Annotated in this window: 32 protein-coding genes; all 32 read right to left on the bottom strand. The window is 46.7% G+C overall.

Annotation, left to right across the window (positions count from 1 at the left end; all coding sequences use genetic code 11):
* Positions 1 to 7 precede the first annotated feature (7 nt).
* Entirely contained in the window at positions 8 to 1,402 is a 1,395-nt protein-coding gene (gene atpD, locus ABFV83_RS18420; protein WP_349945908.1) for a F0F1 ATP synthase subunit beta, read from the bottom strand.
* A 57-nt stretch (positions 1,403 to 1,459) separates the two neighbouring features.
* On the bottom strand, positions 1,460 to 2,314 hold the full coding sequence (gene atpG / locus ABFV83_RS18415) for an ATP synthase F1 subunit gamma (protein WP_054738283.1): 855 nt from the start codon (positions 2,312 to 2,314) through the stop codon (positions 1,460 to 1,462).
* A 16-nt stretch (positions 2,315 to 2,330) separates the two neighbouring features.
* Positions 2,331 to 3,833, bottom strand: coding sequence for a F0F1 ATP synthase subunit alpha (gene atpA, locus ABFV83_RS18410; protein WP_349945906.1), 1,503 nt, complete (start codon positions 3,831 to 3,833; stop codon positions 2,331 to 2,333).
* A gap of 110 nt (positions 3,834 to 3,943) precedes the next feature.
* The gene (gene atpH / locus ABFV83_RS18405; RefSeq protein WP_349945904.1) at positions 3,944 to 4,492 is read right to left on the bottom strand and encodes an ATP synthase F1 subunit delta; all 549 of its coding nucleotides are present in this window, start codon (positions 4,490 to 4,492) and stop codon (positions 3,944 to 3,946) included.
* A complete protein-coding gene (gene atpF / locus ABFV83_RS18400; protein WP_349945902.1) occupies positions 4,480 to 4,995 on the bottom strand; it encodes a F0F1 ATP synthase subunit B in 516 nt (171 codons plus the stop codon). Before atpF ends, atpH begins: the two co-directional genes overlap by 13 nt.
* A gap of 73 nt (positions 4,996 to 5,068) precedes the next feature.
* Positions 5,069 to 5,326, bottom strand: coding sequence for an ATP synthase F0 subunit C (atpE, locus tag ABFV83_RS18395; protein WP_054738282.1), 258 nt, complete (start codon positions 5,324 to 5,326; stop codon positions 5,069 to 5,071).
* Between the two features lie 35 nt (positions 5,327 to 5,361).
* Entirely contained in the window at positions 5,362 to 6,063 is a 702-nt protein-coding gene (gene atpB / locus ABFV83_RS18390; protein ID WP_349945900.1) for a F0F1 ATP synthase subunit A, read from the bottom strand.
* A 48-nt stretch (positions 6,064 to 6,111) separates the two neighbouring features.
* Complete coding sequence (locus ABFV83_RS18385; protein ID WP_349945898.1) at positions 6,112 to 6,513, bottom strand: ATP synthase subunit I; 402 nt, start codon at positions 6,511 to 6,513, stop codon at positions 6,112 to 6,114.
* A gap of 15 nt (positions 6,514 to 6,528) precedes the next feature.
* Positions 6,529 to 6,864, bottom strand: a complete 336-nt coding sequence (locus tag ABFV83_RS18380; protein WP_349945897.1) for an AtpZ/AtpI family protein — start codon at positions 6,862 to 6,864, stop codon at positions 6,529 to 6,531.
* A gap of 274 nt (positions 6,865 to 7,138) precedes the next feature.
* The gene (eutM, locus tag ABFV83_RS18375; protein ID WP_313580089.1) at positions 7,139 to 7,423 is read right to left on the bottom strand and encodes an ethanolamine utilization microcompartment protein EutM; all 285 of its coding nucleotides are present in this window, start codon (positions 7,421 to 7,423) and stop codon (positions 7,139 to 7,141) included.
* 42 nt (positions 7,424 to 7,465) lie between these two features.
* Complete coding sequence (locus tag ABFV83_RS18370; RefSeq protein WP_054738279.1) at positions 7,466 to 8,101, bottom strand: phosphate propanoyltransferase; 636 nt, start codon at positions 8,099 to 8,101, stop codon at positions 7,466 to 7,468.
* 25 nt (positions 8,102 to 8,126) lie between these two features.
* Positions 8,127 to 9,674, bottom strand: coding sequence for an acetaldehyde dehydrogenase (acetylating) (locus tag ABFV83_RS18365; protein WP_349945895.1), 1,548 nt, complete (start codon positions 9,672 to 9,674; stop codon positions 8,127 to 8,129).
* 26 nt (positions 9,675 to 9,700) lie between these two features.
* On the bottom strand, positions 9,701 to 10,315 hold the full coding sequence (locus tag ABFV83_RS18360) for a BMC domain-containing protein (protein WP_349945893.1): 615 nt from the start codon (positions 10,313 to 10,315) through the stop codon (positions 9,701 to 9,703).
* Between the two features lie 11 nt (positions 10,316 to 10,326).
* On the bottom strand, positions 10,327 to 10,959 hold the full coding sequence (locus tag ABFV83_RS18355) for a cupin domain-containing protein (RefSeq protein ID WP_349945891.1): 633 nt from the start codon (positions 10,957 to 10,959) through the stop codon (positions 10,327 to 10,329).
* Positions 10,960 to 10,974: 15 nt separating this feature from the next.
* Complete coding sequence (locus tag ABFV83_RS18350) at positions 10,975 to 11,238, bottom strand: EutN/CcmL family microcompartment protein (protein ID WP_054738277.1); 264 nt, start codon at positions 11,236 to 11,238, stop codon at positions 10,975 to 10,977.
* Positions 11,232 to 11,537, bottom strand: a complete 306-nt coding sequence (locus tag ABFV83_RS18345) for a BMC domain-containing protein (RefSeq protein WP_349945890.1) — start codon at positions 11,535 to 11,537, stop codon at positions 11,232 to 11,234. Before ABFV83_RS18345 ends, ABFV83_RS18350 begins: the two co-directional genes overlap by 7 nt.
* Before the next feature lie 14 nt (positions 11,538 to 11,551).
* Positions 11,552 to 12,397 carry an ethanolamine utilization protein EutJ gene (eutJ, locus tag ABFV83_RS18340; RefSeq protein ID WP_349945888.1) on the bottom strand — a complete coding sequence of 282 codons (846 nt, stop codon included), beginning with the start codon at positions 12,395 to 12,397 and terminating at the stop codon, positions 11,552 to 11,554.
* Entirely contained in the window at positions 12,382 to 12,996 is a 615-nt protein-coding gene (locus ABFV83_RS18335; protein WP_349945886.1) for a hypothetical protein, read from the bottom strand. Before ABFV83_RS18335 ends, eutJ begins: the two co-directional genes overlap by 16 nt.
* Positions 12,996 to 14,132, bottom strand: coding sequence for a 1-propanol dehydrogenase PduQ (locus ABFV83_RS18330; protein ID WP_349945885.1), 1,137 nt, complete (start codon positions 14,130 to 14,132; stop codon positions 12,996 to 12,998). Before ABFV83_RS18330 ends, ABFV83_RS18335 begins: the two co-directional genes overlap by 1 nt.
* 22 nt (positions 14,133 to 14,154) lie before the next feature.
* Positions 14,155 to 14,586 (bottom strand): EutP/PduV family microcompartment system protein, encoded by a 432-nt coding sequence (locus ABFV83_RS18325; protein ID WP_349945883.1) that lies wholly within the window; start codon positions 14,584 to 14,586, stop codon positions 14,155 to 14,157.
* Complete coding sequence (locus ABFV83_RS18320) at positions 14,583 to 14,921, bottom strand: BMC domain-containing protein (protein ID WP_349945881.1); 339 nt, start codon at positions 14,919 to 14,921, stop codon at positions 14,583 to 14,585. Before ABFV83_RS18320 ends, ABFV83_RS18325 begins: the two co-directional genes overlap by 4 nt.
* A gap of 16 nt (positions 14,922 to 14,937) precedes the next feature.
* Complete coding sequence (cutD, locus tag ABFV83_RS18315) at positions 14,938 to 15,891, bottom strand: choline TMA-lyase-activating enzyme (protein WP_349945879.1); 954 nt, start codon at positions 15,889 to 15,891, stop codon at positions 14,938 to 14,940.
* A 22-nt stretch (positions 15,892 to 15,913) separates the two neighbouring features.
* Positions 15,914 to 18,478 (bottom strand): choline trimethylamine-lyase, encoded by a 2,565-nt coding sequence (gene cutC / locus ABFV83_RS18310; protein ID WP_349945877.1) that lies wholly within the window; start codon positions 18,476 to 18,478, stop codon positions 15,914 to 15,916.
* Between the two features lie 82 nt (positions 18,479 to 18,560).
* Positions 18,561 to 20,057, bottom strand: a complete 1,497-nt coding sequence (locus ABFV83_RS18305) for an aldehyde dehydrogenase family protein (protein ID WP_349945875.1) — start codon at positions 20,055 to 20,057, stop codon at positions 18,561 to 18,563.
* A gap of 30 nt (positions 20,058 to 20,087) precedes the next feature.
* Positions 20,088 to 20,396 carry a BMC domain-containing protein gene (locus ABFV83_RS18300; RefSeq protein WP_054738271.1) on the bottom strand — a complete coding sequence of 103 codons (309 nt, stop codon included), beginning with the start codon at positions 20,394 to 20,396 and terminating at the stop codon, positions 20,088 to 20,090.
* A gap of 17 nt (positions 20,397 to 20,413) precedes the next feature.
* Positions 20,414 to 20,710: a BMC domain-containing protein gene (locus ABFV83_RS18295; protein WP_054738270.1), complete on the bottom strand. Its 297-nt coding sequence runs from the start codon at positions 20,708 to 20,710 to the stop codon at positions 20,414 to 20,416.
* Between the two features lie 20 nt (positions 20,711 to 20,730).
* Positions 20,731 to 21,012 (bottom strand): hypothetical protein, encoded by a 282-nt coding sequence (locus ABFV83_RS18290; RefSeq protein WP_312441077.1) that lies wholly within the window; start codon positions 21,010 to 21,012, stop codon positions 20,731 to 20,733.
* 4 nt (positions 21,013 to 21,016) lie between these two features.
* Positions 21,017 to 22,015, bottom strand: a complete 999-nt coding sequence (locus ABFV83_RS18285) for a DMT family transporter (protein WP_349945873.1) — start codon at positions 22,013 to 22,015, stop codon at positions 21,017 to 21,019.
* On the bottom strand, positions 22,015 to 22,305 hold the full coding sequence (gene eutM / locus ABFV83_RS18280) for an ethanolamine utilization microcompartment protein EutM (protein ID WP_349945871.1): 291 nt from the start codon (positions 22,303 to 22,305) through the stop codon (positions 22,015 to 22,017). Before eutM (ABFV83_RS18280) ends, ABFV83_RS18285 begins: the two co-directional genes overlap by 1 nt.
* Complete coding sequence (locus ABFV83_RS18275) at positions 22,295 to 23,269, bottom strand: DMT family transporter (RefSeq protein WP_349945869.1); 975 nt, start codon at positions 23,267 to 23,269, stop codon at positions 22,295 to 22,297. Before ABFV83_RS18275 ends, eutM (ABFV83_RS18280) begins: the two co-directional genes overlap by 11 nt.
* A gap of 319 nt (positions 23,270 to 23,588) precedes the next feature.
* Positions 23,589 to 24,422 carry a MerR family transcriptional regulator gene (locus ABFV83_RS18270; protein WP_349945868.1) on the bottom strand — a complete coding sequence of 278 codons (834 nt, stop codon included), beginning with the start codon at positions 24,420 to 24,422 and terminating at the stop codon, positions 23,589 to 23,591.
* 234 nt (positions 24,423 to 24,656) lie between these two features.
* Positions 24,657 to 24,977 (bottom strand): thioredoxin, encoded by a 321-nt coding sequence (trxA, locus tag ABFV83_RS18265; RefSeq protein WP_349945867.1) that lies wholly within the window; start codon positions 24,975 to 24,977, stop codon positions 24,657 to 24,659.
* Positions 24,978 to 25,136 lie beyond the last annotated feature (159 nt).

Here is a 25,136-nt window from a genome sequence, read left to right as displayed (position 1 = left end):
CCACCCCCTATTTTTTCACACGGGCAAGAACGTCCTCGATGCTGCCTGCATTTAAGAAATAGCTCTCCGGAATATCATCATGCTTTCCTTCGAGGATCTCCTTAAAGCCCTGAATCGTATCAGAAAGCGACACATAGCGGCCTTCCAGACCGGTAAACTGTCCTGCAACGAAGAAAGGCTGAGAAAGGAATCTCTGAATCTTTCTTGCACGGGCCACCGTGATCTTATCTTCCTCAGAAAGCTCATCCATACCCAGCATGGCAATGATATCCTGAAGCTCTTTATACTTCTGAAGAACCTCCTGAACCCCACGGGCAACACGGTAGTGTTCCTCACCTACGATACGGGGATCAAGGATTCTTGATGTGGATCCAAGAGGATCAACCGCCGGATAAATACCCAGCTCCACGATGGAACGGTCAAGAACCGTGGTCGCATCCAGATGGGCGAATGTGTTGGCCGGAGCCGGGTCCGTAAGGTCATCGGCCGGAACGTAAACTGCCTGAACCGATGTGATGGAACCATTCTTTGTGGAAGTGATTCTCTCCTGAAGAGCGCCCATCTCGGTCTGCAGGGTCGGCTGATAGCCTACTGCGGAAGGCATACGTCCAAGCAAAGCGGAAACCTCGGAGCCTGCCTGGGTGAAACGGAAAATGTTGTCAATAAATAACAGTACATCCTTGCCGCCCTGGTCACGGAAATACTCAGCCATGGTAAGGCCTGTAAGACCTACTCTCATACGGGCACCCGGCGGCTCGTTCATCTGTCCGAATACCATGGTTGTTTTATTAATAACGCCTGATTCCTGCATCTCGTGATAGAGGTCATTTCCTTCACGGGTACGCTCGCCAACGCCGGTGAATACAGAATATCCGCCGTGCTCTGTGGCGATGTTACGGATCAGCTCCTGAATTAATACGGTCTTACCTACTCCTGCACCACCGAAAAGGCCGATCTTACCACCCTTTTGATAAGGGCAGAGAAGGTCAACGACCTTGATACCGGTTTCCAGAACCTCCGTTTCCGTGGACTGCGCCTCAAAATTGGGGGCTGGTCTGTGAATCGGAAAATGCTCTTTTACTTCCGGTGCCGGTTTATTATCGATCGGATCACCCAGAACGTTAAATATACGTCCCAATGTCTCCTCTCCAACCGGTACGGTAATCGGAGCGCCGGTAGCTGCCGCGTCCATACCACGTACCAGTCCATCGGTGGATCCCATGGCGATACATCTTACTGTATCATCGCCAAGATGCTGGGATACTTCTACAACCAGTCTGCTGCCATCCTTTGTAGCAATATCAATTGCCTCATTGATATCAGGCAGCTTGCCCTGGCTGAACTTGATATCCAGTACGGCACCGATGATCTGGGTGATCTTACCAATATTTTGTCCTGCCATCTTGTTTCTCCTTCTTATATATTTCTCTCGTTCCTGAAAAATAAAGTTCGATTCGCCTTATGAAATCGCATTGGCTCCGGCTATGATCTCGGTAAGCTCCTGGGTAATGGAACCCTGTCTTGCCCGGTTATACGCCAGTCCAAGTTCTTCTATCATCTCTTCCGCATTATTGGTCGCAGAGTCCATGGCTGCCATTCTGGCCCCGTTCTCACTTGCAACGGCCTCCAGCAAAGCGCCATAGATCATGCTGCTCATATACTTAGGAATAATGGAATCCAATACCTGGTCCTCATCCGGCTCATAATTCATTAAAGTCAGATCCGTCTTTTCACTTTCCTTTTCCATTTCAACCGGGAGAAGCTTTTTAAGAGTCGGTATTTGGGTTACAGTATTCTTAAAAGATGTATAAGCCAGATAAATTTCACCTATCCGGTTCTGTCCAAAGGCGTCTAAAAGCTCCATGGTAATATCGGCCGCATCGCGGTAGATCGGTTCATTGATCACTTCGGAATAATCCGCAGCAACCGTATATCCCCTTCTCACCAGTGCTTCCTTCCCTTTCCGTCCAATGGCGTAAACATCCGTAAGCTCTGGCGCAAGCCTCTCATCCCCATGAACCATCTTGGCAATGTTGCTGTTATAGCCCCCTGCCAGTCCACGGTTTGAAGTGATGACGATGACTGCCTTCCGCTTAGAGTCGCCTGACTTTAAATACTTATGTTCAATACTGCCGGACTTGCGCAGCATGGAACCTATGGTATCAAACATCATGTCGTAATAAGGTTTGGATTCCTCCGCCTTTGCTTTGGACTTCTGCAGCTTAACGGTAGATATGAGCTTCATGGCTTTCGTGATCTGTTCGGTACTGGAAATACTGTCTCTTCTTCGTTTGATATCCCTAATGGATGCCATGATTGTTCACCTGCCTTTAAAAAACACCTGCTTTGCATTCGTTAATTGCCTTTACCAGCAATTCCTCTGTCTCAGGCGTGATCTGCTTTGTCTCGCGGATGCTTGCGGGAACTTCAGAATATTTGGTATCAATAAAACTGGTCAAAGCCTTTTCAAAATCAAGGATTTTCCTGGTAGGAATATCCAGGAGCAGCTTCTTGGTCGCTGCAAAGATAATGATGATCTGGTATTCAACCGGCATCGGCTGATACTGGCCCTGCTTTAATACCTCTCTGATCCTCTCGCCCTGGGCAAGCTGCTCTGCTGTTTCCTTATCAAGCTCGGAACCAAACTGCGCAAAGCTTGCAAGCTCGCGGTACTGTGCCAGTTCCACACGGATAGGAGCTGCGATCTTCTTCATAGCCTTGATCTGAGCGGAGCCGCCTACACGGGATACGGAAAGACCTGCGTTGATGGCAGGACGGAAACCGGAATTAAACATCTCTGTCTCCAGATAAATCTGTCCGTCTGTAATGGAAATAACATTGGTCGGAATATATGCGGACACGTCACCTGCCTGGGTCTCAATGATGGGAAGGGCTGTTAAAGAACCTCCTCCCAGCTCCTCTGAAAGCCTGGAGGCTCTCTCCAGCAGTCTGGAATGCAGATAGAAAACATCACCAGGGTATGCTTCACGGCCCGGCGGTCTCTTAAGCAGCAGGGACAGGGTACGGTAAGCGGCTGCATGTTTACTTAAATCATCGTAAACAACCAATACGTCCTCTCCGTTTTCCATCCATTCCTCTCCAATGGCGCATCCGGAATATGGAGCAATATACTGAAGAGGAGCTAAATCGGAAGCAGTGGATACAACAATGGTGGTATAATCCATTGCACCGTACTCTTCCAGTGTCTTAACAATATTGGCAACCGTAGATGCCTTCTGGCCAATGGCAACATAAATACAATGAACTCCCTGGCCCTTCTGGTTAATAATGGTATCAATGGCAATCGCCGTCTTTCCGGTCTGGCGGTCGCCGATGATCAGCTCACGCTGTCCTCTTCCGATGGGGATCATGGCATCAATAGCCTTAATACCTGTCTGAAGAGGGGTGTCTACTGATTTTCTGTCAATAACTCCATGAGCCACACGCTCGATCTTACGGAATTTGTCTGTCTGGACCGGTCCTTTTCCATCAATGGGCTGTCCTAACGCATTTACAACACGTCCGGTCAATGCATCGCCAACAGGTACTTCCACCACTCGCCCGGTAGTCTTAACCGTATCGCCCTCGCTGATAGCGCCACTACCTAATAATACCGCACCAACGTTATCCTCTTCCAGGTTGAGCACCATGCCGTAGATTTCTCCCGGAAACTCAAGAAGCTCTCCCTGCATGGCATTTTCAAGGCCATGGATACGGGCAATTCCGTCCGCTACCTGAATGACTGTACCGACATCAGAGACATCCAGTTTCGTAGAATATCTTTGAATCTGTTCCTTGATGACAGAACTGATCTCTTCTGGTCTTAAATTCATTAAGGTTTGCACCTTCTTTCTTTATTTATATGGAAACTCGATTCGCCTTACGGCTCCTCAGCTGATTTGCTGAATAAAAGCTCCGCTTACGCCTGCTTTCATTAAGTAAATCATGCTAACTGCAGCTTTAACAGGCTGCGGCGCAGATCGTAAATCTGCGTCTTAATGCTGGAATCCACTACCCGGTCACCGATCCGGATCACCATGCCGCCAATGATTGACGGATCTACCTGATAATCCATCTCAAACTCCACATACTGAGTCGTGTTCAGCAGTTTTTCCAAAAGCCGGGCCTTCTGCCCCTCATTTAATTCAACAGCGCTGGTCACATGGGCCACGCCGATCTTCTTATATTCTTTGACAGTGTTTACGAAGTATTCACAGATTGCCGGAATCTCCTTCTGCCTGCCTTTGTCGACAATGACTGCCAGAAAACCCATCAGGTCATCTGATACGCGTCCGTCAAAAATATTCTTAATAATGCCGATTTTATCTTCTTTTACAATCTTCGGATTATCAAGAAGCTCCGCCAATGACTGATTTTCGCGCCAAACCACCTGCAGGCCTCTCACTTCCTCAAACAAAGCGTCCACTTCCTGCTTTCTTAAAGCTTCCTCAAACAATGCATCGCCGTATACTTTTGATACTAGCTTTGCCATGTGCTCTCACCCATCTCTTTCAAAGTCTCGTCAATCAGGGCATCCTGCACCGTAGTGTCAATGGAAGCAGCCACGACCTTGCCGGCCATAACAGAAGCGATGGATATGATTTGTTCCTTCATATCATCAAGCGCTTTCTTTCTCTCCAGTTCCACCTCGCGGTTGCCCCGTGTAACAATGCGGTCCGCTTCTTCCCTGGCTTCTGCAATAATCTCAGCCTCACGCTGTTTTGCTCTTTTTCTGGCATCCTCTAAGATTTCTTCTGCCTCTTTCTTCACTTCATGAAGCTTTGCTTCATATTCTTCCTTCATTGCGTGCGCAGCTTCCTTATCGTCTGCAGCGTTTTTTAATGCTCCCGCAATCTTCTGTTTTCTTTTTTCCAGGGCTTCCCGCACCGGATTAAACAGCATATAGGATAACGCAAAAAACAGGATGAATATGTTAATGCCTGTCACAAATGAACCAAAAAGCAGCTGTGGGTCAAATCCCAATAATCGTTCCAAGGTTTCGCCTCCTCTCGCTCTTTATTCTTTCCCCATTCTACTGGCAGGCTTTTTCCACCCGCCACTCCACTCTTTAGCTGAATGGCTTTAAGAACATGAGGATAGCAGCAACAGCGAAACCATAAAGACCTGTTGTCTCGGCAACAGCCTGTCCTAAAAGCATGGTAGATGTAATATCAGCCTTTGCGCCTGGATTACGTCCAACTGCGGCAGCCGCATGGCCTGCTGCGATACCCTGTCCAATACCAGGTCCGATACCTGCGATCATCGCAAGACCTGCACCGATTGCTGAGCAGCCTAAGATAAAATCCTGTCCTGAAAATCCGTTCATAGAAAAATTCCTCCTGAATTTAATATTATTGAAGTTTAATCCATCTTATCATTGACATATACCATGGTCAGCATACAGAACACATAGGTCTGGATACAGCCTGAGAATACGTCGCAATATACGTGTAAAAATGCTGGGATACCAATATTTACAAAAATTGGCATCATCCCATACCACAATCCCATAATAACAACACCTGACATCATGTTGCCGAATAAACGAAGCGCCTGGGATAATGGGTTAGTAATTTCACCGATTAAGTTAATCGGGAACAAAACCGGAAATGGCTGAAACAAGCCTGTCAGATGACCGATTCCGTGATTCTTGATTCCCTGGTATTGCACGATACAGAAAGTGAAAATACCAAGCATAAAGGTAACACCAAAGTCTCCTGTTGGCGTTCTAAGGCCAAATAAGCCGCCAATATTGCAGAACAGTATGAAGATAAATATAGTTCCGATATAATTAACAAATTTTTTTGCATTGTGACCCATAGTACTGTTCACCAGGTTATCAAGCGCTTCCACAGCAAACTCCACTATATTCTGGAAGGTGCCAGGCACTTCTGTGGCCTGCTTCATTTTCCGGTTGGCAATCACTGCTATAATCAGGATTACGATTGTCACAATGCTAAGGCCTATTTCTGTGGTTGTAATCCAAAGTTCCTGACCAAAAGCCTGAAACTTTGTTACTCCTTTGATCATAAAGTCCACATTATTGGCACTCGCAACTACCATACGCTTAAGCCTCCTTTCTTAAGAGATCCCACTTGACCGCTAAAAAGATTACTCTCCCTTTGTCCTGCGGACCGCGATCTTGTGTATAACAGGCTGAAAAAATGCTCCAGCCTTGAGTCCGAGGACTCCGATTACTACTGCGACCGGATTGAACCAGTCCGAAAACCGGACAATGACTGCTACCATTATAACAACAAGCAGCAGATAGCGAATGACTGAGCTGACAATACTCCGCTTCTGAACAGTCTTTGGATCTTCCGTCTTCATAGAACGTTCAAGTACCATAGCCATGGATAAAAACATGGCCAGGGCTAACGCCATTCCCAAAATCAATCCTGCAAAAACAGCACGTCTGGGATACACAATTAATGCCCCAAGCATAACTACCGCCGTGAAAAACACAATTCCGGCAGAAACCTCAAGCATCAGATTCTTTGTTTCCTTCCCCATTACAAGTCCTCCTGTCTACGAAAGTTTCCCATCATCATGTCCCTTCACGCGGCTTGGCTGCTTCGGCTTATGGACCTTGGGTCTTGCCTCCTCCTGCCGCTCCATGCGCTCCTTCTGATCCTCAGCCCGCTCCTCCCTTTCATTCATGGCCAGTGTGGTCTTTGCCAGCTTATAGGCATTTAAGCCTCCTGCCAGAAATCCCAGAAACAGAAATAATAACGTCAGCTTTGTCCCAGCATACCGGTCAATATAGTAACCGGCAAGAATACAGACAAACACAGGCACCATGACACTGATACCCAGTTGGGTCACCATCATGAAACTTCTCATTACGCTCTTTTTATGGCGCATAATTCCACCTGCTTTCTGCATCCTGCACATATACTTGGTATTATACCTAATAAAATTAATTTTGTCTATTATATACGGAAATTTATCTGGATTTTTATGGAAGATGTATATAATATCAATAATTGTATATCCATCGTATATGAATACTTTGTATAAATCTGGACACGTCAAAAAACTCCATACTTTTACATGTTTTAGACAAAAAAAACCTTGCAAAAAGGCCTGCTTTTTGCGAGAGAAACCCGTAAAAAACAGACCTTTATCAAATTACTAATTATACTTCTTTTGTGCCCGGAAGAATTGTTTCAACTTCTGCATGTGGACGTGGGATTACATGTACGGATACCAGTTCTCCTACGCGCTGAGCTGCTGCTGCACCTGCATCAGTTGCTGCCTTAACAGCTCCTACATCACCTCTTACCATAACGGTAACAAGACCGCCGCCTACGAATTCTTTACCGATCAGGGTAACGTTTGCTGCCTTTACCATAGCATCTGCTGCTTCAACGGATCCAATTAAACCTTTTGTTTCAATCATTCCTAATGCATCGTATTTCATTTTTAAATCCTCCTGATTTATAATTAATTTTTAATGGTTCACTTACTTTACAATGGTTACGCTTGAAGAACTGCCAAGTCCCATGGCATTTGCTTCTTCCGTATCAAGATGGCATTCCAGGCTCGACGTATCGGTTACGCGGATTGCCGTATGATGAAAGATACCGCCGCGGATTCCTTCTGTCTGAATGCTTACCGTCTGTCCGTCATGTACACCGAACTTCTGGGCATCCTGAGGAGTCATATGAATGTGTCTCTGGGCGATGATAAGGCCTTCCTTTGTTTGAACGGAGCCCTTTGGACCCACCAATGTGATTCCTGGTGTTCCGGCTAATTCCCCGGACATCTTAGGTTCTGATTTTGTTCCAAGCTTAAAACAGTCTGCTGCCAGAACTTCGACCTGAGTCTGCTTTCTGACCGGACCTAATATACGGACCTTTTCAATAGCTCCTTTTGGGCCGCATACGGTGACTGTTTCTTTGCATGCATACTGTCCCGGCTGGGATAGCTCCTTTAATTTGGTCAGTTGGTAACCCTGGCCGAAAAGAGCATCTAAGTCTTCCTGGGACAGATGTACGTGGCGGTTGGAAACGCCAACTGGTATTCGAAACTCATCGGTTCCGGATTCCGTTTTCACGGCTTCCATTAAGAGTTTGATTACCGCTTCATACTTATCCATTCCTGTTCTCCTTTTCTGGTTCGTTTTACTGGCCCTTCATAGCCAGTACGATCTCCTTTACAAGAGCTGCCAGCTTCTCATTTTCATCGGTTCCTCCCTGGCAGGAAGATGCCGGTGCGCATTCCTTTTTATCAAAGGATGCTACAAAGTCAGCAGGACTAAAGGATGCAGCCTGGGTTGTTTCCTTCCATGTAAAGGTTGGATCATCTGCTGCGATGGTAGAACAATCCTTGATACCGAAAGCTACCTTTTTCACATTGAGGAGATGTTTCGGGCTGACGTTTTCAGAAACAGAGCTTCCTCCGCAGGTTCCGCATCCTAATGTAAAGGAAATCGGAAGACCTGTACTGATTCCTGTTCCGCCCTGGCTTCCGCCTGTATTTACAAGGATTCTGGAAGCAGGCTTTGCAGCGAACTTAAGAACCATATCCCTGTCCTGGGTATGAATGCTCATGGTATGTCCGATTCCGTTCTGTAAAAGACGGATGCTTAAGCCACAGGCCTCTTCCCAGTTCTTTACGGTATAGAAACCAAGTACGGTTGTCAGCTTTTCGTAGGATAAAGGATATCCCTCTCCAACGCCTTCCTGTTTTCCGATGAGGACTTTTGTTCCCTCAGGAATCTGGATTCCTGCTGCCTGTGCAATTACCTGGGGGGAACGGCCAACAAATTTAGCATTCATGTTATGACCATTTTTAAATAACATAGCACAAACTTTATCGGTTTCTTCCTTTGTCATGAAGTAACCGCCCTGGCTCTTTAACTCTGCTACGACTTCTGCGTGATTGCTCTCCTCGCAGATGATGGACTGCTCAGAAGCACAGATGGTACCATAGTCAAAGGTCTTGCTGGCAAGAATTGTTTTTACCGCCTGCTTTACATCTGCTGTCTTTTCAATGTAAGCCGGGGAGTTTCCTGCACCTACGCCGATGGCTGGCTTTCCTGCGCTGTATGCAGCTTTTACCATACCAGGACCGCCGGTTGCAATGATAACGGAAACTTCCTTGCACTTCATCAGTTCATTGGTAGAACCCATGGATGGCATGGATACACAGCCGATGATTCCTTCCGGTGCGCCTGCTGCAATTGCAGCGTCACGCATAACCTCTGCAGCCTTTAAGGTACATTTAGCAGCAGAAGGATGAGGAGAAAATACAATTGCGTTTCCAGATTTAATGGCGATCATGGATTTAAAGAATACGGTTGAGGTTGGGTTGGTAGATGGAACGATACCCATTACAAGGCCTACCGGTTCTGCCACATCAATGGTCTTATTTACGGTATCCTCTGAAAGGATCCCTCTTGTCTTCATATCCTTTATCTCTTCATATAAAAGAGTGGAAGCAGCATGGTTCTTATATGCCTTGTCCATGACCTTTCCAAAACCTGTTTCTTCTACAGCCATCTCTGCCAGGCAAAGAGCGTGTTCCTCTCCTGCCTTTGCCATGCTCTTAAGAATGGTGTCAATCTGTTCTGCCGTAAATTCGGCGATTTTTTTTGCGGCAGCTTCGCCGCATCTTGCTAAGTCCCTTGCTTCCTGGATGGAACGTAAATCATAATCAAAATTTTCCATGTTCCCGTTCTCCCTTTCTAAAAATATTAATCATTCTGTCTGTAATACTTCCCGAATTCTTCCAGCAGCAGGGTTTTATTTGCCTTTGAAATTTCCCGTCCAGCTATGCTGAATTCCGGATATTCTCTGGCAAGTGTCCTAAGCTCTGTTACCTTCATATCTTCAAGTATCTTCATGGTTTCTTCCAGACCGTCCTGCTTCATCCACAAGTCCATTGTTTCCCGCTTTATGGTATCCACGGTTTCCGGTTCATTGGAAGATTCTTCCACCGGCTCTTCTGCCGGTATCTCTTTAAGTACTTCAGCCGATGTTTCTTCTACGTCTTCTGCGATTTCCGGAACTGGTTCTTTTTCCGGTTCGTCAGGAGTGCCTCCGCCGATAACAGCCGTCAGCTCATCATGAGGCCTGGCAATTACATGGCGTGTTACTAAAGCAGCATCGTTTATGCGTTCCACCGCTGCTGCTCCGGCGTCCACCGCTGCCTTTACTGCCGCCACATCACCGGTCACCGTAACAGCGACGAGACCTCCGCCGACTTTGGTCTTTTCCAGAAGAGACACATCTGCTGCCTTTAACATGGCATCTGCCGCCTCAATAGCCACCAGCACGCCTTTTGTTTCTATAAAGCCAAGTGCCTGCATTGTTTACCTCCTTAAACCAAATCAGCCCAGTTTGCCGGATACGTTGCGTAAAATACTCTCGCTTTATCTGGTGAACCCCAGGTTACCTTGGAACCTGACGGCACGAAGAGCACATCTCCGGCTTTTGCCGTGTAGGTCTTTCCGTCAATGGTAACGGTTAAGGTTCCTTCAATTACATAATCGATCTCTTCATAGGTCAATTCCCATTCAAAGCTTGAATGGTCGATCACAAGGAAACCTGCACTGATATGGGACTCGTCTTTGCTTACAAGTTCCTGGTAGTAAGCTTTGACAGAAGGATCACCTGTATCAAATACATCCATTTTCACAGAGCTTCCGCGAACTACCTTAAGACCGTTTCCATGGCTTTCCGACTCATAGGGTTTTAAAATATCATTTAACAGACCCTTTTCCATCAAAGTCTTCAGTACCATATAAATTTTATCGCTGTCAATATCCATGCCTGCAAAAGCAGCCGGGGCCTGTGTCTGCTGCTCCTCTGCCTTATCGCAGAATTTGATGCCGAATGAATCTGCAGCATCCTTTGCAGATGGAGTGATGATACTTCCGCTTTCCACGTAAAATACCTTTTTTCCCTCAGCGTTTAACTTTTCTACATCTTTTGCACAAATTAACTGCTTCATATGATCACTTCCCTCCTATATAAATTGGCAATCTTCATCAATAATCCCAATTACTACGGCATCTACGGGAACCTCATCGCTCCCCAGCATCCGTCTGGCAGAAGAGCCGGTGGAAATGATCACACGGTCACCGATGCCAGCGCTGATGATATCTGCTACGATCAGCCGTTCGCCTTCCCGTGTGCCTCCAATGATCTCGGCAAGCATAAATTTATACCCATTTAAGGACTCCGCTTTTCTGGTCGCCCATATGTTATCAATCAATCTGGCCGCTACCATTCTTCCACCCCTCTCTTCTCTCTTTGCTTAATCTCGTCCATAGCTGCCTCTACCGATGCCGTATCTCCAAAAATCGCCAGCATGATCATGTTCTGCGGGCAGCTTCCTCTGATGTCTTCTACCGTAACACCTACTGCTTTTTCTGCCACATCTGCGGCACAAACCATTTCGATGATTCTGCCCTGTATCAGTCCCACTGCATCCGCCGGTCCTATGGGGGAGGAGGTGCCGGAGCCTTTCCTTCGGTTCAAAATATCCATGGTTCCCTTTGACGGTGATTTAATTATACGGTATTCCATATTGTCCACATCCTTTATGCCAGCTCTTCCTGCGTACAGGAAAATGCGATTCCAAGAGGTGTTACAAACATTGGGTTCTCAGGTTTGCGTGTCCTGATTCCCGTCTGTTTTTCAATGATTGCTTCAATTCCGGTAAGGCAGCAGGTACCGCCTACCAGATAGATTTCCTGCACATCATGTCCTTTGATATGGCGGCTTATGATGGAAGCAACCTTTTCCACAACCGGTTTTAAGACCGGCAGCAGTTCTTTATGGTGTTCTTCCTTCCGTTTATAAACCTCTGCTTCCTGAAAGGACATTTGATAAGCACCGGAGACCACCAGGGAGAAATGAGTTCCTCCAGTTGGTTCATCCGCTACATACACCACCTTTCCATCCTTTAAAATGGAGATTCCGGTGGTGCCGCCTCCGATATCCACGACTGCACCGTTTTTAATTTTTAAAACAGCATTTGCCGCCGTAGGTTCATCGAGAAGGGCCGTTATTTCAAATCCGGCTCCCTGGACCACGTTCTTAATCGCTCCTCCGTCCAGGGAATCAGTGCCCGGAGGAATGGCTGCAGCCGCATAAAGCAATTCTGTGCCCAGCTTTTCCTCCAGTTCTTCTTTCAGCTCCCGTACGATCCGGATGGCACCGATGTAATCCACGACCATTCCATCCCGGACCACATCCGCATACCGGTAAGCACCTGCCACAGGTTTGTAATTCTCATCCAGCACGGCCAGTACCACACACGCTGTTCCCAGATCGACTCCGGTATAATAAACAGAGGAGCTTCCCTTAACGGGCTGTTTAACAACTGCTTCAAACTGGCTCACCAGCTCATTGCAGCCATCAAATGTTATTACTTCCTTTGACATGTTTTCCCTCCATATTCCAGACATATCATCTGTGATAAGCGGTTGATTACCGGGTTAAGGATCCCACTTTCCGTTTCCGCCGCCAGTTCTCTTACGATGCAGCGCAGCCGGTGCAGAATAAGGATTTCCTTTCCCTTTTCTGACTGTGCATGAAAACCTGTGATTTCGAAGCAGTCCTCATAAGGCTGGTTAAAGTTCTCCTTATGAAATCCGGTGCATGGCTCTAATGGGATTTCCACTTCCCTGCCTTCTTTCCCAAGATCAGAAAGCTTTCGTTCCAGGTCAAATATCTGCTCTGCCAACAGCACGTCCCGATTTAATAATTCAAGACCAGCCTCCAGAAACTGTGCCTGAAGGGTTTTCTTTTTTAATAAAAAATGATCCTGACAGATTTCTTTTTTCGGTGCTTCTTCTTTTTTCTCTGCAGGTTTTTCATTTTTACGTTTTACCATCATAGGATCGTCACTTATGGGAATCTTCTTATCCACCAGGAACTGGCGCGCTCCGGGTGTCAGTCTGGTTCCCACAGGGAGATCATAGGAGGTAAAGGGTTCTTTTTTAAATAAAATCCTCAAATCGTCTTCGGTGATGAATTTCATTAATAGCCCCCCTTACACAATTTCCGGTAGATGGCTTCAATTTCTTCTACCGCAGGCACTCTTGGATTGGTCAATGTGCAGTTATCAGCCAGGGCTTTTTCCGCCATTTCATGTACAGCCTGTTCAAATTCGTCTTTATCAATCTTTAAGTCTGTAATCTGCTGAGGTATTTTGATCTTGTTCATCAGATTCTTGATGTGACGCACCAGGCCGTGTACCGTGGCCTTATCTGTTCCTGCCGCGATTCCAAGCATGTTTGCGATCGCCACATATCTGGCGCAGGCTATCTGTTCTCCGGCATCTTCCAGACCAGCGTTGTAGCTGATGACATGGGGAAGCAGGATTGCATTGCTTCTTCCGTGAGGAATGTGAAAGCGTGCACCCAGCGCATGTGCCATGCTGTGGCAAAGCCCTAAGGAAGCTCCGTTAAAAGCAACTCCGGCCAGACAGGATGCATTGTGCATGTGAGTTCTGGCTTCCATGTCGCTTCCATCTTCTACAGTACGTGCCAGGTAGTTCCATACCAGCCTTACAGCCTTTTCCCCGCAGGCATCAGTAAAATCACCTGCATTGGTCGAAACATAGGCTTCTAAGGCATGGGTCAGAACATCCATTCCGGTATCCGCTGTAATGTGAGGCGGAACCGATACCGTAAAGCGGGGGTCAAGAAAGGCTGCATCCGGCACCATACTATCGGAACGCAGCGGATATTTTGCCTGGGCCTGAGGATCGGATATTACAGAAAAATTAGTTACTTCACTTCCGGTACCGCTGGTTGTGGGAACTGCGATCAAACACAGTTTCTCATTTCCCATCTGACTGTAGATGTGGCTTGCAGCCTTTGCCGTATCAATGGCAGAGCCGCCGCCAAGGGCAATCACTGTATCCGGACCAAAGCACTTCATTCCGCCAATGGCCTTTGAAACTACTTCAATGGTCGGATCAGGCACTACCTCAGAAAACACTTCATAGCTGCTCCCCTTCTCCTGCAAAAGCTCTGTGATCCAGTTCACCTTTCCGGACTGGGCCATAAAGGGGTCGCAGATAATATAAGCCTTTGTCACTGGAAGTTCCTTCATTTTTTCAAGACAGGAAGATCCCATATATACCTTTGTATTCATTACAAATTGCTCCACGTTACATTTCCCTCCTTTCCTTTTATTTTAATGCTTTCATTAATTCATGAAGACCGGTCCCTTCAGACAGATTGATATGGTAATATGGCTCCGGAACTCCGGTTTTTTTTAACTGACGGATACACCACTCATCATTTTCCGGTTTTTCTCCGCTTCCTGTAATCACACCGATCACAGGGATTCGGAACACTTTTGCAAATCCAGGCGGATAACTTTCCCGGCATGATGACTGGTCTACCAGCATCAGCACATGGGAGGCATCCTGTGCCGCCGCAATGATATGTTTATGCATCCAGGGACTTTCCAAGTAAACCCCCGGTACATCCAGAGTCTTTTCCCCATATACCATGTTCTGGGTTCTCCTGGCAGGACCGGTAAAGCCGTTAATGGTATTAGCCAAGGTAGTTTTCCCGCTGCCGCAGGGACCGATGATCATGATTCTTTTTTTTCTCATGTTTTTGTTACCGCAGGCACCATATAACCCAGCCCGCGGTTTAAGGTATCACATACCGCATTCAAAGCGGTTTCCACACTGTCCACATCGCCTGCAATGATCACAGAGCCTGTGAAACGGTCCAAGAAGCCAATTTCAACGTCCGCTGCCTTTGCCGCAATATCCGCCGCAATGATGGAGGTTTCGAAAGGGGACAGAGTGAGAATTCCGATGGCACCCAGTTCATCAATGCCAAGGCATTCATACACCTCCGGTATGGGAGATGCGATTACATGGGCTATGGTCACCTGCTTGCCCGGAACGGACTCCTCTATGACACGCTGCATCTCAATCATGGCCTCTTCCCCTTTCTTAGTGCTTTACCACAGTGACCGGGAACTGATATTCTTTCATCCACCCTTCGATCCGGTCTAAATCCTCTGCGCTTAAGCTTGGATCACCATCAATGGGGTATTTCATATCAAGCTGATTGTATTTGTTCACGCCCAGCTTATGATACGGAAGTAAGTCAATTCCTTTAAAATTCTTGTAATCACGGAAGGGCATCAGGAATTTAATGACCGCATCGATCTCTTCCCGGCTGTCATTGATCCCCTTCAGCATGGGCATCCGGACCTTCACATTGAAACGGTGGTGAAGCAGTTCCTTAAGATTGGTAAGGATCTGTTCATTGTTCACACCAACCAGCTCATTGTGGCGGACAGGGTCCATGTGTTTGATATCAAACAGGAATAAGTCCACATACTCCGCAATTTTTAAAATGGTTTCCGTATTGGTATAACCACAGGTCTCAATGGCCGTATTGATTCCTTCCTGCTTGCAGGCCATTAACAGGTTTAAAGCTGCTTCCGGCTGGGCAGTCACTTCGCCGCCGCCAAGGGTTACGCCGCCGCCTGAAATATCATAAAAGGCAGCGTCCTCTTCCACAATTTTAAGCAGTTCTGAAATGGTCTTAACCTCTCCGGCAATGGTCAGCGCTTTATTGGGGCAGACATTCTTGCACTTCATGCATCCGATGCAATCCTTATCCCGTTTGATTTCATGCTTCCCGGTCTCACTGGACATCACATGGATTCCTACGGGGCACACATCAGCGCACGCCCCGCAGTTTGTACAGGAATTCTGCTTAAACATCACCTGGAATTTCCGCACCATTCCTTCTGGATTGGAGCACCATTTACACCGGAGAGGACAACCTTTAAAGAATACCAGGGTTCTGATTCCCGGTCCGTCATACATGTTGTACTTCTGCACGTTAAAGATAAACGCCTTACGTTCAATCTCTCCTGTCATTCCATGGTCCATTATGATTTATCTCCGTTTTCTTTTAGAAATGTGTCAGCATGGTTCTGCTTATGATCTCATCCTGTACATCCTTGCATAACTCTACGAAGAATGCGCTATAGCCAGCTACACGGACGATCAAGTCGCGGTACAGCTCCGGATGCTTCTGAGCCTCAATTAAGGTATTGTTGTCCAAGTAGTTGAACTGCATCTCGCCGTTTCCGAACATGCATGCCGTACGAAGCAGGGTGATAAGGCTTTCTTCTCCTTCCGGAGTATCCAAAAGTCCTGCCATGATCTTAAAGTTATGAACCATACCGATGTTCATGCTGTCATTGGACAGCTTGGATACGGACTTGATGATAGCGGTCGGGCCCTTGAAGTCTGCACCCTGGGTCGGGCTGATACCGTCGGAAAGAGGCAGCCATGCGTTACGGCCGTTGGCAGAAGCGCCTGTCAGCTGTCCGAATGGGGTGTTGTTGGAAATGGATAAGGTACCATGGCTTAAAACAGAGTATAAGGTCTTATACTGTCTGTGCTCATGCTCTGTAAAGTCAACCAGGTCAGCGGCAATTAAATCTGCATAATCATCATCATTTCCGTATTTCGGAGCATTGAGGCAATCGGTACGGATCTGGTCATATCCTACAAAGTCAGCCTTTAACGCCTGGTTTAACTGCTCCAGTGTATATTTTTTCTCTTCGAATACAAGCCTTTTGATCGCTGCCATGGAGTCTGCATAGGTAGCCAGACCAGACCAAACCACACCAGGTCCGAAGTTGTACATTGCGCCGCCTGAGGATACATCCTTGGCTTTTTCCATACAGCCTTCGTACATGATGGACATAAGTGGCTTTGGAGCTAAGTCTCTGTGAACCCGCTGGGAAATAACGGTGGCAACATCAGTCCACTTTGTAATATATTTGATTTCTTCTTTTACAGCTGCTTCAAACTCTTCATAGGTCTTGAAGCTTGTTAAGTCACCCATATCCGGGCAAACCTGCTTGCCATACCATAACGGAACGCCGTGGTTTAAAACAAGCTCGATACAGATCGGCCACTGGGTATAAGCAGTGGAGGTCCACTGATACAGACGTCCGGATTTCTGAGGCTCTACACAGCCCATCAGGCAGTAATCACGTGCATCTTCAATGGATACGCCTTTTGCAAGCATCATCTTGATGTGGGCATCGTCAAAATGGCAAGCCGGGAATCCCATACCGGAACGTACCACATCTACGATTTTTTTCATGTACTTTTTCGGGGACTTATTGTGGATACGGCATGCAAGAGATGGCTGGTAAATCTTTACATGGCGGACTGCATCCATAAGTAAGTAAGTTAAATCATTGGTAGCATCATGTCCGCTGCGGGTCACACCGCCTACGCACATGTTTACGAATGGCTGGTAGCCTGCAAAGAACTTGGAACCGCCTTCGCTGGTGATCCACATCATCTCAGACATCTTGATCAGCATACAGCCGGCAAGCTCAAATGCCTCAAAATCATTCATACGTCCGGATTCAATATCATCTTTGTAGAATGGATACATATACTGATCCACACGTCCGATGGACATACCGGTCTGATTCTCTTCCACTACAAGCAGAGACTCAATGGTCCATACAGCCTGAATCGCTTCCCAGAAGGTTCTTGGCTTGTGAGCAGGAACGTAAGCATTTACTTCAGAAATCTTTAACAGTTCTGCCTTACGCTTTGGATTGGTTTCCTTTGCTGCAAGCTCTGCTGCATACTCGGAAAGCCTCTTTGCGTAGATCATAACGCCTTCTGTAGTATCGATAATGGATTTGTAAAAATAAATCTTCTCAATATCATCAGGGTTCTCATATTTCAGTTCTTCTAAATGATCCTTAGCTTCCTGCTGAATATCCAGCATGCCCTTCTTCATAAGGATCACATCATAACCGGGGTTTGAGTCTCCGCCGCCGTTGATGGCATGGTAGGAGCAGTCAGATACAAAGGATTCTCCTGATAATTCCCATACGCCTGCTTCACGGTACTGATCCTCACAATACTCATCGACAGATTTGCCGGACCAGTAAGGGAACAGCTCTTCTTTCATGATTTTCTTGTCTTCTTCAGAAATGTAGAACGGATCCTGAGCACGTGTTCCGATGGTATCGATCTCATCTACCATCCATCTCCATGCGATATCAGGGGAGAATGCACCTGCACGGGGAGCGCCGCAGGGAGCGCCTACGATAAGCTCGTTGTCCTGAATGACCAGGGGTGCTGTTTCACAGCAGTAACGGAAACATTTTGCACGAAGCATGATCTTTGGCATACCAGGATTTTCTTTTGCAATCTTGGTAATAGCACGAGCACGGTAGGTCGTAATAGATGGTTTATGCTTTAAATAGTTTTCCTTTAAATTCTGAAGTCTTGGAGTAATGCCAGCCGGTATCTCTGTTCCTCCCTCACAGCATGCTGCTGCCTGAGTAACTGGCTCTTTTTTGTTGATTTCATCGGAAACAGTTTCAAACATCTTCATCAGAGAAGCTCTTTCTTCTGGTGTCATGTTCTTCGTTGCTTCCACAAATTTATTTGAAAATTCACGAATATCCAATCTGGTTTCCCTCTCTTTCAATTATTTGCCGCCTAATGAATCAAGGGGATATGCTTGCATATCCAGTTGATTCACAAATTCAAGGTTGAAAGACGCTTTTCTTTCAACACTTATCATCAAGCTCTTTGGACAAGGTTTCTAAAATCTGCCTAAGGAGTGCTTTCGCATCCTCACAGCTCCCCTTTGTCTCAGGAGCTTTCTCATATCCGCCTGAAGCGTTCTTCCCGGCCCCAAGGAATTCCCTGGCATTCCGGACTCCATATCCCACGTTCCGGATGTAGATGAAATTCATGGGCGAAACGTTGTCAGCCGTGATTCCGGCACCTGCCGTAATGCTGCCAAGAGTCATGGCTGGAAACAGGTTCGTTGTGGCTCCCATGCTGCCAAGGGTGGCAGGAGTATTGACAAGAACTCTGCCCACCGGCTTCTTTAAGGCGAACTGGCGTATTACTTCTTCATCCCTGGAATGGATCACCAGGGTATGTCCATGGCTTTCGTTAACCAGAAGGCTCATGCATTTCTCGCAGGCGTGCATCCAGTCATCTTCGATGTAATAGGCCAGTACGGGACACAGAAGCTCTCTTGCAAACGGATTCCTGTCAGAAATATACTTCTGTTCGGAAACCAGCACCGTGGTGGACTCAGGCACCGTAAATCCTGCTCTGACTGCAAGCTCTGCTGCCGGTCTTCCCATGATTTCCGTATCCGCCTTCCCGCTTTCCAGGCAGAGGAGTTCGATCAGCTTTTTCTCCTCTTCCCCATTCATGAAGTAGGCGCCATTCTTTAACATCTCTGCCTTTACTTCTGCTGCAATGAGGCTGTCTACCACCATATACTGCTCGGCCGCAGACACGATACCGTAATCAAAGGTACGGCTGGCAATGATATCCTCTACCGCCTGTCTGACATCGGCAGTCCGTTCCACAAAGACCGGTCCGTTTCCAGTACCGCCGTAAATATATGGCTTTCCGCTTTCCGCTGCCTCCCGGCATAACTCCGGGACTCCGGTGTTGACCACCATGGCCGCTGCAGGGTGACGGATCAGTTCCAGGGCTCCTGCCCTTGTCACTGTCTTTAAATACCCGATGGCTCCTTCCGGAAGCCCCCAGGTTTTTCCTGCTTCTATCAGCCGGTCAAGCAGTCTGCCCGTTACCTTCTTTGCCCTTTCATGAGGGGCAATAACGATGGGATTGCCTGACTTAACGGCAATCAGTACGTTGTAGATGGCGGTAGAAACCGGGCTCACTGCCGGCGTCAGGGCGGCAATCACGCCCACAGGAACGCCTACTGCCATGGTCTTTAACTGCGGATCTTCTTCTAAGATGCCGACGCATCTCATATTTTTTAATCGTTCCGGCAGGAAATTGCAGACAAAGGTGTTTTTCACGTACTTGTCCTGGAAACGTCCATATCCGGTTTCTTCCGCGGACATGACCGCCAGCTCCTCCGCCATTTCCTTTGCTGCCGAAGCCAGGGCGCCGGTAATGAGATCAAGCTTTTCCTGGGGGAAGGTAAGCATGGTCTTTCTGGCCTCCCGTGCACCCTCCATTAAAATCCTTGCCTCCTGTATGGAGAGCAGGTCTTTATCTACAAAACTCATTTCCTATTCTCCCTTCATCCGGGATGCCTGCTATTCCTGTTCAGGAGCAGTATTTAAGGCATATCGTCTGATGATTTTTTCAAGATGGGGATGAGGTCTTGGTATGACTACGGAGCTGTAAACTTCTGCTCCCATATCATTTACTGCCTTGATTCCAGCTTCCACAGCCGTCTTGCAGGCTCCCACATCTCCCCGTACCAATACAGAAATATAACCGGAAGCTACATTTTCATAGCCGATGAGTTCCACATCTGCCGCCTTGCACATTGCATCCGCCGCTTCGAGAACAAATACCAGACCAAATGTTTCTATTGAGCCCAGGGCTTCATATCTTTCCATATACTGTTTTCCTTTCTCTATGCGTCAATATCGTGCACTGATACAATGTCGCCGACCTCTTTGATGGGTCTTGGCATCACGTTCTTTGCAGTCACCTTACCGATGGCTGCCGCTGCTTCCGCACCTGCATCGACTGAGGAGCGTACCGCTGCCACATCACCCTTTACCATAATGGTCACCAGGGTGGAACCTACGTTTTCATAGGAAATCAATTCTACATCAGCTGCCTTGAGCATCTTGTCTGCTGCTTCCAGTGCAGGAACCAGTCCAACGGTCTCTACCAGCCCTAAAGCTTCATCTCCGTAATATCTCACCTTCGTAAACCTCCACTTTTTTATTTGCGGTATTTCTTATCCACATATTTGTCAACTGCGCTTCTTCCGTCATCGTTGATTTCGTAGCACATGCGAAGCTCCCCGTTCTGATCCAGGTCGTAGCTGCTTAAGTTGACCATACCGTTTGCTTCCAAAGACATGACATGATCCAAATAACGATCTTTGGTGAACTGGCGCTCTCCGCCGTAAAGGGGCTTTAAAGCCTCCATGATCTGGCCGATATCCGCATTTTTTACTCCGTATAAATAATTTAAAACCGCTGTTCTTGCAGGTAATAACATATCTTTATTCCCCTTTCCTGAATAAATCCAGTGGATTCATGGTTACCAGAATCGCACCAAATACGATTACAAAAGAACCGATTACAATCGTAGGTGTCACTGCCTGTCCCAAAAACAGGATACAGAAGAAAACTCCCCAGAACGCATAGGTTACATTTAAGGACATTCCTACAGCACATCCAACCGTGGAGTTGCTCTTATACCAGCAAAGGAATGACACTGCGGCACTTAAGCCGGATACTGCAAGCCAGATGGCTGGAATTCCTGCAAAAAGTGTTCCGCCCAGAAGTCCCATGCCGCCAACGATTGGCAGGATCACGAATAAATCTACAATACCGGAAATCAGCTGGCGTAAGTTTACCGCCACATCGGTATCAATCATGGCTCCGCCGTAAGTGGCGAATACACCTTCCAAAGCCCAGCAGATGGCTGCGACAAAGGAGAATATAATTCCCAGGGTGAAGTTATCACTGCCTTCCGGCTTTGTCCAGTTGATGATGATGGCACCGGCTACGCATACCAGCATACCCATCATGACTCTCTTGGTAATTTTCTGTTTTAAGAAGATCCATGCAAAAATTGCTCCGAACAAACTGCATAATGCGGAAATCGGAATCGCATAGGCACCTGCCATGGCAAGACCTACCAGATAAGCGCCATTGGCAATGGGGCCGCCAAGAAGGGATCCGATAACGATCATTTTACCAGGGAATGTATTAAGGCTTCTTCCCATCTCACGGATACGGCCGCTTTTTGCATTATAAGCAGTCAGCCAGATTCCTGCGAAAAGATCATTTAAGCCGGAACATACATATGGTCCTGCCAAAAGTCCTGCCGCACTGACAAGAGGTTCATAATATCCGGCCACCAGTACAAGTACGGTATAGATTCCGTATGTCAGTCCGGATAATGCACCGGTTGTCATACCGGTTGTCCTGAATTTTTTGTTTATTACCGCCATTTTTGCATCCGCGGATCCAGATGTCATTCCTTGGTTACTCATTATTTACACTCCTTTTTGTCTTTCGGAAGAATGGTCTCAACCTCAGCGTGAGGACGAGGAATTACATGAACGGAAACCAGCTCTCCAACTCTCTGGGCTGCCGCCGCACCTGCATCGGTCGCTGCCTTCACCGCACCTACATCACCTCTTACCATAATGGTAACAAGTCCGCCGCCGACAAATTCTTTTCCTACCAGAGTAACGTTTGCTGCCTTTACCATTGCATCTGCAGCTTCGATAGAACCGATCAGGCCCTTTGTTTCAATCATTCCTAATGCATCAAATTTCATTGCTTACTTCCTCCTTTTTATTGAGCAATTCAAACGGGTCTACGGATACTAAAACCGCGCCCAGAATGATAATAATGGAACCAATGATTATGGTCGGGGTCAATGGCTGTTTTAAGAACAGGATACAAAACAGCACGCCCCAGAACGCGTAGGTAATATTCAGTGACATTCCCATGGCGCAGCCTATTGTACTGTTGGATTTATACCAGCACAAGTAGGATATTGCGGCGCAAAGTCCGGAAACCAGCAGCCACACAACCGGCGGCAGTGCAAAAAGGGTACCCTTTAAAAGTCCCATGCCTCCCACCAGCGGCAGAATAACAATCAAATCCACAATACCGGATAACAGCTGGCGTATGTTGATTACCACATCGGTATCCAGCATGGCACTTCCGTAAGCTGCAAATACTCCTTCCAGAGCCCAGCCGATGGCTGCAACAAACGCGCAGATGATCCCAAGGGTAAAATTAGTGCTGCCTTCCGGCTTTACCCAGTTAATGACAATCGCTCCAACCACACAGATCATCATACCAATGCCTACTCTCGGAACGATTTTCTGCTTTAAGAAAATCCTTGCAAACAATGCTCCAAAGAGTATGTACATGGCGGAAATCGGTATTGCATAGGCTCCTGCCATGGCAAGTCCCATAAGGTAAGCACCGCTTGCTATGGGTCCGCCCACCAGAGATCCGATCAGAATGATTTTTCCCGGGAACAGGCTTAAGCTTCTTCCGATTTCCCGGATTCTTCCGGTCTTAACGTTATAAGCGGTCAGCCAGAGGCCTGCAAACAAATCATTGAGGCCTGAGGTTACATAGGGAGCAGCAAACAATCCAACTGCTCCGGCAAGAGGCTTGTAATAGCCGGCAATTAAAACGAATGTGGTATATAACCCATACATAAGACCGGATATTAAGCCTGTCGTAATGCCAATTGCTTTAAATTTCTTTCGTGCTTCCGTCATCTAAGTTTTCCTTCCCCATTTGATACTGCACAAAATTCAAGTTAGCCTGTTTCACTGCTTTTTTCTTTACGTTCAGCTGAAAACGTTTAGAAAACACATCACGCCAGTTAATGTTACTAATTTTAAGTAGACGCTTTGTGTTTTTCTATGCATTTAGTATAAATCTTCCCCCTAGGGGAAATGTCAACAGGTTTTTAAACTTTTTTATGCTCCAAATATTGGGAGAAACGGCCACATCCGGGAATAGCAAAAAGGCTCCCCTGGAACAGCACCTCTTGTATACTGTATCCAGGGAAGCCAACCCTTACAACATGCTCCCTTATTCTCTGTATATTGGAACAATTACCTCTGAAACAAACTCCTCCCGGTTTCTGGTGGTCCAGTAATCTACCACATACCGTTCAAAGCTTTCTTTTCCGCACTTATAGCCTTTTTTAGCCGCCCAGTTAAGAATCTTCTCATACTCCTCATCAATGGTTTCATGCTTGCCGATATGATAAACCGATGCAGCCATAAACCCTCCAAAGATCTGCCGGTTCAAGCAGCCCCTGCATGGATGAATGGCTTGCTGCATGATTCTGGTGCGGCTGCACTTGCCAACCATCTTTTCCTCAAACGCATCGAACTTTAAAATTACCGGCCCCGTGATCTCATTTTCAGCTGATTCTAAGTGATTGGTCCATTCTATATTAATGATGGATTCCATGTAATTATAGTCAAAGTCCTGCTCCATACCGCAATAGGTGATGGGCTGTATATATTTTACAGCAACATCATGTACATCATTCTGGAGCACCAGTTTGGCCTCCTGTATCAGCTCATACCAGTCCTTAACTGCAATATAGCTGTTATGGATCTGCTGCTCCTGAAGACATAGCTGGTCAATCTTATTGCGGAAATTCTGTTCCAGGTAATAATAAGTATTTCCTTCCACCAGCCCCTGCATCTCTTCCAGTTTAAAACCCATTTGCTTGTAGTATTTCACCACCGGAACAGTCAGAAGGGACTCTTTGTTATAATACCGGTAGCTGTTTTCCTTGCAGATCATATCAGGGGATATGATCCCGATTTTATCATAAAACCGCAAGGCTTTTGTAGAAATATTACAGATCTTACTAACTTCCCCAATTGAATACAATTTCTTTTCTTCCATAGTAACCCCCATAAGCTTGTGCATTGTCTAAGAGTTAAATATTCGATTACCTTTCATTTATAAGCTTCCTTATGCAGATGAACTTAGTATAATCCTTCCTGTATAGGGGAATGTCAACAACTACTTATGCAATCAATTATACAAATAAAATGGCATCTGCAAACAGTAAATATCTGTTAAAAAAACCACCGGCCTTCCGGTGATCCGGATGACCCGTGGCCTGTTAGCGCATATTTATCTTAATTTCTCAATCATTTCCAGAACTTCTTTCTTGGACTTAACTCCTACGGAAGTGACTGCTGCCTTTCCATCCTTGAAAAGTACAAGTGTAGGAATGCTCATGACCCTAAACTGCCCAGCCAGGTCCGGCTGCTGGTCTACATCCACCTTGCCAACCTTAACGTCCGGGAGATTCTCGTCTGCAATTTCGTCTATTATCGGTGCAAACATCTTACAGGGACCGCACCAGGTCGCCCAGAAATCCACCAGCACAATGCCGCTGTTATTTGCTACTTCCGTTTGGAAATTTTCCTGTGTTAATGTTATCACTGCCATATCATGTTCCTCCTTCTTGACTTGCTTTTTGTGTATTCACGAAAAGCGCCTTTCATTCACTATTCACAACGGTCTTCTTTTTTATAGTTTTATCACAATTGCCTTAAATATCCCCGTTTTTTGGATTATTACCTGCCGGATAACTGTAACTTTGTAAGT

The sequence above is a fragment of the Lacrimispora sp. BS-2 genome, from assembly GCF_040207125.1.
In the GTDB taxonomy this organism is placed as follows: Bacteria; Bacillota; Clostridia; order Lachnospirales; family Lachnospiraceae; genus Lacrimispora.
The sequence above is the reverse complement of the archived record's forward strand: the minus strand, read 5'-3'. Positions and strand labels throughout refer to the sequence as shown.